4 protein-coding genes are annotated in these 2,747 nt (G+C 68.0%); all 4 read right to left on the minus strand.

All coding sequences use genetic code 11. The features are described 5' to 3' along the window. Nucleotides 1-381: 381 nt before the first annotated feature. On the minus strand, nt 382-843 hold the full coding sequence (locus tag ACXIZN_RS43040) for a hypothetical protein (protein WP_457960756.1): 462 nt from the start codon (nt 841-843) through the stop codon (nt 382-384). A gap of 24 nt (nt 844-867) precedes the next feature. Further along, nucleotides 868-1,164, minus strand: coding sequence for a hypothetical protein (locus ACXIZN_RS43045; RefSeq protein WP_457960757.1), 297 nt, complete (start codon nt 1,162-1,164; stop codon nt 868-870). A gap of 105 nt (nt 1,165-1,269) precedes the next feature. Then, nucleotides 1,270-1,830, minus strand: coding sequence for a flavoprotein (locus ACXIZN_RS43050; RefSeq protein ID WP_457960758.1), 561 nt, complete (start codon nt 1,828-1,830; stop codon nt 1,270-1,272). Nucleotides 1,831-1,835: 5 nt separating this feature from the next. Next, on the minus strand, nt 1,836-2,747 hold a 912-nt coding region (locus ACXIZN_RS43055; protein WP_457960759.1), incomplete at its 5' end, for a transcriptional regulator.

The following is a 2,747-nucleotide window of genomic DNA, read 5'->3' on the forward strand; positions in this document are numbered from 1 at the left end:
GATCACCAGCGCCGGGTTCGCCGAACCATTGCCCTGCATCCCCGCGACCGCCTGCGGCCCCGGCTTCCACATCGCATTGAACGCCACGGCCTTGCCCCTCCTCACTGTGAGCGCGGATCTCCCACGACCGCGCGTTCTCCTCGAATCCCTCAGCCGCCGCTGTCACGGCCGCGAGCACCCACCACGGCAACTGGCCTTCCGAAGCGAGGTCCCGCCAGGCCGACGCCACCGCGAGGGAAGCAACGGCCAGGTCATGCGCCGCCACGGGGTCGACCGCGTGTGTCCGCAGAGCGCTGTAATGGTGGTAGGCCATCTCCCACGCCTGGACCAGGTGCGGAGGAACCACGGCCACACGGTGACTCCCCGGCACCCCGCCCGGCATCACGCAGCCTTGGGCGTCGACTCAGTGGAACCCGAGGCCCGGCCCGACTTCGACACCCCGCCAGCGGCCGCAGCCTTGAAGCCGGTCGCGCGAAACGTGTAGGACTGGTACTTGAACTCGCCCTGACCGGCCACCTTCGGCTCAGCCGTCAGGCCCTCCAGTTCGATCGGCCGCATACCCGGCAGCACCTCCGACGTCGTCGGCACTGGCTGCACATCGGCCAGCAACGTGATCTCGAACGACGCGCGCTTCGCCTTGACCTCGTCCGGGTCGGTCACCGTGACCTTCCACTGACGCTTGCCCGTCACCTCGTCGACCCGCTGCCGAGCCGGGCGACCCGAAGAGCGGTCTTCCCGCGACTGGTACTCGTTGTCCGGCGACACCTCACCGACCATGACCAAGCCTTGTCCGAATGCCTCGTCGAAGTCGATAGGGAACCGGAAACCCTTGTAGATAGCCATTTTGTTGCTCCTAGATGCGTGTGATCAGTCGTTCTTGCGCGTGATGGCGTCATCGGCAGCGTCGGACCACTGGTCATGAAAGGAAGAGGAATGCGAGCGCGTGCGGTGCTGGGTTTCGCACCACTCGCTGAACTCGCTGGCAGCGGCCGCGAGACTCTGCGCGAACCGTGCGGTGTCCATCAGGCCGCCGATACGGGCGGGCACCTGGACGATGAAGGAGGTCTCTTCACTTCCGGCGACGAGCTGACGAACGCCAGGAGAGGGTGAAACCACCGCCGCGCCGTAGCCGACGAGGGGCTGAATCACCACGTGAATGCCCATGTGTGCTCTCCCGATGTCTCGGTCTCGGCGAGCCCGGTCGGGCGCGCTGAACACAGGAGACACCCAGTGAGCAGCCTCACCCCGGACAAACTGTCCGGGTAGGGACTAGCGAGGGAGAGGAACGGCCTCGTTCACCGCGGAAAGCACCGCTGACCAGGGCAGCTCTCGGCCTGGAGCGCTCCGCGGTTCATGCAGCGGCCACACGTCGTCCCCGTACACGAGACGCACGCCAGCACGCCGCAACGCGTCGATGTGGGTTTCCCAGGACGGGTGACGAGCGTGCGCGGCGTTCACGCGCGGGAAGACGACGACCGGCAGGTTGAGCGTGCCGATCGCTTCGTTGACCTGCGTCAGGGCTTGATTGTCGGCGATGCCCATCGCGAGTTTGGCGACCATGTTCGCCGAGGCAGGGGCGACCAGGTAGCAGTCCGGGGCCGGATGCGGGCTGGTTTCGGCCGGCGTGCGGGGCTCGACACGGACCGGGAACCCGGTGGCCTTCTCGATCTCGGCGCGGCTGCCGTTCTCGTCCAGCCAGCGGCCCGCCGTCGGGGTCAGGGTCACCGCGACCGTCCAGCCGTCCGCTTGCGCGGGGCGGATCACGCGGGGAAGAAGGTCCTCAACACCACCAGCACCCGAGCCGACCAGGCCCAGAACACGCGACGCCACCCGACCTACCTCACCGCGCCGCAGCGCTCAGCCAACGCCAACAAGGGCGAGGACTTCTTACCAGCCGTCGCCGGGGCACGGCGATACATCGACCGCACGACCTCCCGCACCGCCGTACTGTGCCGGACGATCCCCGGCGCTTTCTGCTCCGCCGTCAGCAGCGCCGACAACGCCTCGTCATCCTTCGCGACCAGGCTCAACGCCCGCGCGAAGTCGATCAAGTGCGTGACCTGCCGCTCTACCGGCAGGTGGTCGACGCTGATCCTCGGAGCCGACTCGATCACCTGCGAAATGTCGCCCAGGTCCAGGGCGGCCGACAGGCGGTGAAGCTCGACGTTGGCCGGGCCGAACCCGGTCTGCCAGTGGTTGGCGTCCACGCCGAGCTGATCAGCCGCACGGCCCGCGTGAGACAGCAGCTCGTTCGCCGTCGACCGGTCCTGTTGCCGAGCAGCGGCGACAGCCGTCCGCAGATAGAGCATCCCGTAGAGGCTCAGCGCGGCCGGATCGCCATCGCGCATCCTCGGAACCAGCCACTTCGCGGCCACGTCACCCAGCTCAAGCGCGTCATCGAACCGGCCAACGGCCAGGAGCGCGTGAGTGCCGGAACGAGCAGCCGAGGCCAGCACCAGGGGATCATCGGCTTCGTCGGCCGCTTGCATGGCGCGTTCCGCCGCGATCCACGCCAGGTCGGCTTCACCGATCTTGCTCAACGTCGTTGCGGCCAAGTGGTGAACGCGGGCCGACACCGCCGCACAGGCTCGCCGGTAGGCGGCGTCATCGGCCGAGGCGGACTCCATGCCCTGACTGGTCTTGATCAGGCCCGGCAGCGCGGCGACGACGCGGCCGAGGTCGCCCTTCTGATAGCTGGACCAGGCACCTTCCACGAGGTGAGCCACCGGTGCCGGGTCGATGTACTC

The sequence above is a fragment of the Amycolatopsis sp. TRM77291 genome, from assembly GCF_054166285.1.

What these genes read in the sequence shown, in the direction of transcription:
- ACXIZN_RS43040 (WP_457960756.1), bottom strand. Translation starts at nt 843, where the DNA reads ATGGCTATCTACAAGGGTTTCCGGTTCCCTATCGACTTCGACGAGGCA.
- ACXIZN_RS43045 (WP_457960757.1), bottom strand. Translation starts at nt 1,164, where the DNA reads ATGGGCATTCACGTGGTGATTCAGCCCCTCGTCGGCTACGGCGCGGCG.